This is a genomic window from Blautia sp. 210820-DFI.6.14 (genome assembly GCF_020558815.1).
In the GTDB taxonomy this organism is placed as follows: domain Bacteria; phylum Bacillota; class Clostridia; order Lachnospirales; family Lachnospiraceae; genus Blautia_A; species Blautia_A obeum.
Genome location: NZ_JAJCKS010000055.1, coordinates 1 through 4,599 on the forward strand (window position 1 = coordinate 1; position 4,599 = coordinate 4,599).

The 4,599-nt window shown below is 38.3% G+C and carries 6 protein-coding genes and 1 pseudogene; 6 read left to right on the top strand and 1 reads right to left on the bottom strand.

All coding sequences use genetic code 11. From position 1 onward, the window contains the following. The 4 genes from LI112_RS17500 to LI112_RS17515 all read left to right on the top strand — a co-directional run. Positions 1-110, top strand: a 110-nt coding sequence (locus LI112_RS17500; protein ID WP_138344519.1) for an SDR family oxidoreductase, incomplete at its 5' end; no start/stop codon positions are given. A gap of 89 nt (positions 111-199) precedes the next feature. Next, positions 200-505, top strand: a complete 306-nt coding sequence (gene trxA, locus LI112_RS17505) for a thioredoxin (protein WP_138344518.1) — start codon at positions 200-202, stop codon at positions 503-505. A 15-nt stretch (positions 506-520) separates the two neighbouring features. Then, a complete protein-coding gene (locus LI112_RS17510) occupies positions 521-841 on the top strand; it encodes a rhodanese-like domain-containing protein (RefSeq protein WP_227191180.1) in 321 nt (106 codons plus the stop codon). Position 842: 1 nt separating this feature from the next. After that, positions 843-2,534, top strand: coding sequence for an FAD-dependent oxidoreductase (locus tag LI112_RS17515; RefSeq protein ID WP_227191181.1), 1,692 nt, complete (start codon positions 843-845; stop codon positions 2,532-2,534). 17 nt (positions 2,535-2,551) lie between these two features. On the opposite strand, the gene LI112_RS17520 is transcribed toward LI112_RS17515, so the two are convergent. Beyond that, positions 2,552-3,235 (bottom strand): Crp/Fnr family transcriptional regulator, encoded by a 684-nt coding sequence (locus LI112_RS17520; RefSeq protein ID WP_227191182.1) that lies wholly within the window; start codon positions 3,233-3,235, stop codon positions 2,552-2,554. 165 nt (positions 3,236-3,400) lie between these two features. Here LI112_RS17520 and LI112_RS17525 point away from each other — a divergent pair, with 165 nt between their 5' ends. After that, positions 3,401-4,051, top strand: a complete 651-nt coding sequence (locus LI112_RS17525; protein ID WP_227191183.1) for a co-chaperone YbbN — start codon at positions 3,401-3,403, stop codon at positions 4,049-4,051. Positions 4,052-4,171: 120 nt separating this feature from the next. Then, a pseudogene (locus LI112_RS17530) lies at positions 4,172-4,345 on the top strand (tyrosine-type recombinase/integrase); the annotation flags it as partial. Positions 4,346-4,599 lie beyond the last annotated feature (254 nt).

The window sequence follows — 4,599 nt, forward strand, 5'->3', positions numbered from 1 at the left end:
GTCTTGGACAGCCAGAAGATATTGCCAATGCGTTTGTGTTTCTTGCTTCAGATGAAGCGAGTTATATTACAGGTGTTATACTAAGTGTAGATGGTATGGCAAGAAGTTAAGTCAATGTGGTATGGTGATGTCATCACAGAAAAGAAATAAAATTCAGATTATAATAAAGCCACAAAGAAATGATAGGGAGGATTATAAAATGACTGCAATTAATATCAATAAAAATAATTTTCAAAACGAAGTAATGAATTCTGATAAAACTGTCCTTTTGGATTTTTGGGCGCCTTGGTGTGCTCCTTGTCGTATGGTGGTTCCTATCATAGAGGAGATTGCAGGTGAACGCCCTGATATCAAAGTTGGTAAAATCAATGTGGATGAGCAGCCTGAACTGGCAAGTGAATTTAGTATTATGAGTATCCCAACTTTGGTGGTTATGAAGAATGGGAAGATCGTACAACAGGTTTCAGGTGCGAGACCTAAGAATGCAATTTTAGAAATGCTTTAAGGAGGAGGTGCACTAATGGGATTTTTTGATTTCCTTAAACAGGCGAATATTAATCAAGGGATAGAGGAATATAAAAGGACTGCTGGTGCAGTTCTGCTGGATGTACGTACTTCGCAGGAATATCAGGAAGGGCATATACCAGAAAGTAAAAATGTATCGTTACAACAACTTAACAATGTTGTTTCAGTAGTGAAGAATACAGAAATTCCACTGTTTGTATACTGTTATTCCGGAGCCCGAAGTCGTCAAGCAATAGGGTTGTTGCAACGAATGGGATATTCTAAAGTAAATAATATCGGTGGCATTGCTGATTATTCAGGAAAGGTGGAAAAATAAGATGAAGGTAATAATCATAGGCGGTGTAGCCGGAGGAGCTACAGCTGCAGCAAGAATACGAAGACTGGATGAACATGCAGAAATTACTGTGTTTGAAAGATCCGGATACATATCCTATGCGAATTGTGGGCTTCCATATTATATTGGAGACGTGATCACAGATCCGGAAGAACTTACATTACAGACACCAGTGAGTTTTTTTAAACGTTTCCATATCAATATGAAAATTCATCATGAAGTTATCTCCATACATCCGGATCGTAAAACAGTTTCAGTGAAAAATTTGGAGAATGGTGAGATATTTGAAGAAAACTATGATAAGCTGATCCTTTCTCCAGGTGCAAAGCCAACACAGCCGAGGCTTCCTGGAGTAGGTATTGATAAGCTTTTTACACTTCGTACAGTAGAAGATACTTTTCTGATAAAGGAATATATTAATAAGAATCATCCAAAATCTGCTGTGTTGGCTGGTGGCGGTTTTATTGGTTTAGAGCTGGCAGAAAATTTGAGGGAGCTTGGCATGGATGTTACGATTGTACAGCGACCTAAGCAGCTGATGAATCCTTTTGATCCGGATATGGCATCCATGATCCATAATGAAATGAGAAAGCATGGAGTAAAACTGGTATTGGGCTATACAGTAGAAGGATTTAAAGAAAAAGACAATAAAGTGGAGGTTCTATTGAAAGATAATCCATCTCTTCAGGCTGATATGGTGGTGCTGGCAATCGGCGTCACACCAGACACAGCACTAGCAAAAAAAGCCGGTCTGGAACTTGGCATTAAGGAAAGTATTGTAGTGAATGACAGAATGGAAACTTCTGTACCGGATATTTATGCTGCAGGTGATGCAGTTCAGGTAAAACATTATGTTACTGGCAATGATGCGTTAATCTCTTTAGCGGGACCTGCCAATAAACAGGGAAGGATCATTGCTGATAATATTTGTGGCGGTGATAGTCGTTACTTGGGCAGTCAGGGAAGCTCCGTTATCAAAGTGTTTGATATGACAGCAGCCACTACAGGTATCAATGAAACCAATGCCAAAAAGTCAGGATTAGAGGTAGATACAGTAATTCTTTCTCCTATGAGTCATGCCGGTTACTATCCTGGTGGAAAAGTGATGACCATGAAGGTGGTTTTTGAAAAAGAGAGCTATCGTTTGCTTGGTGCTCAGATTATTGGATATGAAGGAGTTGATAAACGTATTGATGTGCTGGCAACAGCAATCCATGCAGGGCTGAAGGCAACCCAGCTGAAAGATTTGGATCTCGCATATGCACCACCTTATTCTTCTGCCAAGGATCCTGTAAATATGGCTGGATTCATGATAGACAATATAGCAAAAGGAACCTTAAAACAATGGCATTTGGAAGATATGGATAAGATTTCTAAAGATAAAAGTGCTGTGTTGCTGGATGTGAGAACGGTAGATGAATTTAGCAGGGGACATATGGATGGATTCAAAAATATTCCTGTAGATGAACTGAGGGAACGGATCAATGAAATTGAGAAAGGAAAGCCTGTGTATCTGATATGCCAGAGTGGTCTGCGCAGTTATATTGCGAGCCGTATTCTGGAAGGAAATGGATATGAAACATACAACTTCTCCGGCGGATTCCGTTTCTATGATGCAGTGGTTAATGACCGTGCGCTGATCGAAAGGACATATGCATGCGGTATGGATTATTAGAAATAAACAAAATATTTTTATGATTTTTGTAGTGTTTCCAGTCTTTTCGAATCAAGGATTGTGATTTTTCCGCGGGAGAGTCTGACGAGTCCTTCTTCTTGAAAGTATCGGAGCATTCGAGTGATAACTTCCCTGTGGGAACCAAGATGATTAGCAATCGTCTCATGAGTGATTTTCAGCTCGTTTGTTCCTTCGATAGAGGTCTCTTCTAAAAGAAATGAAGCAACACGCTTATCCAAACTCTTCCACATGATTTGTTCAATCAGCCACATGACATCAGAAAAACGGGTGGCCATTAACTCATTGGTATAGTTTGCGACGGGAGCAGATTCCTTCATAATGTCCTTATAGATTTCAGCAGGGATGATCCAAAGATCAGTATCTTTTTCTGCTTCAATGGTTACTTCAAATTGAATGGAGCGTATGATACATGAGGCGGATAAAAGACACATATCCATATCGAATAGACGGTAAAGTGTAATCTCTCGTCCTTCATCTGAAAGTATGTAGGTTCGAAGCTGCCCGGATTTAACCAGTAATAATCCAGTGCAATCCAGGTTTCCATTGTGAATGATTGTCCCTTTTTTTACATACTGTGTGATTAAATTGTCTGAAATTATTTTTTTCTGTGCTGTATTTAAGTCATTCCATAGTGGAAAACAATTTTCGAAGTTCATAACCGTTATCTCCTTTACGAACATAGTATACTTGCTTTTTTTAGACGCGTCAATTATATAACTGGCATATGCCATAAATAGAAATAAAAAGAAGTGTAATAAAGTAAATTATCTTTTCTGTGATATCATCACAGAAGCAAGATCTTTTATGCGATATATTAAGTTCAAATAGGAGAAGAGGTTAAAAATATGACATCAATAAATATAAATAAAGAAAAGTTTGGACAATTAATTCATAAGGAAAAGCTGGTTTTGGTTGATTTCTGGGTACCTTGGTGTGGTTATTGCCGTAGAATTGGATCGGCTTATGAAAAAATAAGTGAAGAATACAGCGATATTCTTATTGCTGGAAAAGTAAATATTGATGAAGAACCACAGATTGCAGAAGCTGAAAAGATTGAGATCCTTGGGCTTGTTCATCAGTATGCAGCGTCAATGTTGGAAAAAGAAAAGAAAGTATCTTCCAACAGGCAATGCGACGACAAAGAGATCAATACTGCAGAATTGCAAAAACAGAGCCGACAGTTGACCTCAGAAAAGATGAAGCTCTATGATGATTACAAAGATGGTCGTATAGATCGTGATTCGTATAAGCAGAGAGCTGAAAAGATAAGCGGACAGCTGGATGAAATAAAACGAAAGATAGAAGATGCGAAGAATAGTAAAAAGCTTCTTGAACAAAATGAACTTTCTGATAAAATAAAACTAAAAGATTTCTTGGGAATTCAGAAGTTCGATACAGAGAAGCTGCGTGAGATTATCAAGGTGATCCGTGTTCATAGTCAGGATGAAATTGAAATCGAATGGAATTTTGACGATATTTTTTCGGAACAGAGATAACTTGAGCAGGACAAGAATGACTTATCAGAAGATAATAAAGGTGCTGGGACTACCTGATGGGAGCGTCAGATAGTCTTCAGCAGAAAAAAATAAAATTTTTTTTTCCTATACTTGACACATCCACATGTATGCCGATACACCTATTGTTCGAATATGGCAAAATCGGGAATGAATCCTAAGACGTTGCAGTACCTCATGGGGCATTCGGATATATCAGTCACAATGAATGTGTACACGCATATCGGATTCGATGACGCTGAGGATGAGGTTGAGAAGATGGCGAAAAATGGCTAAAAACAGTCCATGTTATGAAGTTTTAATTTAACATGATTTTTAACATGAATGACGTCAGAGATATGCAGAGATATACAGAGTTGTGAGGAGTTAGAGTAAAATACCAGAAATCCGGAAACCCGCGTAAATCCTGCATAAATCCGCATAAGTCAGCATAAGGAGGCATAACTACAAAATGATAAAAGTACTCTTTATCTGCCACGGCACTACCTTAGCAAAATTCTGAAAAACCTTGATTTTACAGTATATTTTTG

Coding starts and splice junctions, on each gene's coding strand:
- trxA (WP_138344518.1), top strand. CDS start 200: ATGACTGCAATTAATATCAATAAAAATAATTTTCAAAACGAAGTAATG.
- LI112_RS17510 (WP_227191180.1), top strand. CDS start 521: ATGGGATTTTTTGATTTCCTTAAACAGGCGAATATTAATCAAGGGATA.
- LI112_RS17515 (WP_227191181.1), top strand. CDS start 843: ATGAAGGTAATAATCATAGGCGGTGTAGCCGGAGGAGCTACAGCTGCA.
- LI112_RS17520 (WP_227191182.1), bottom strand. CDS start 3,235: ATGTTCGTAAAGGAGATAACGGTTATGAACTTCGAAAATTGTTTTCCA.
- LI112_RS17525 (WP_227191183.1), top strand. CDS start 3,401: ATGACATCAATAAATATAAATAAAGAAAAGTTTGGACAATTAATTCAT.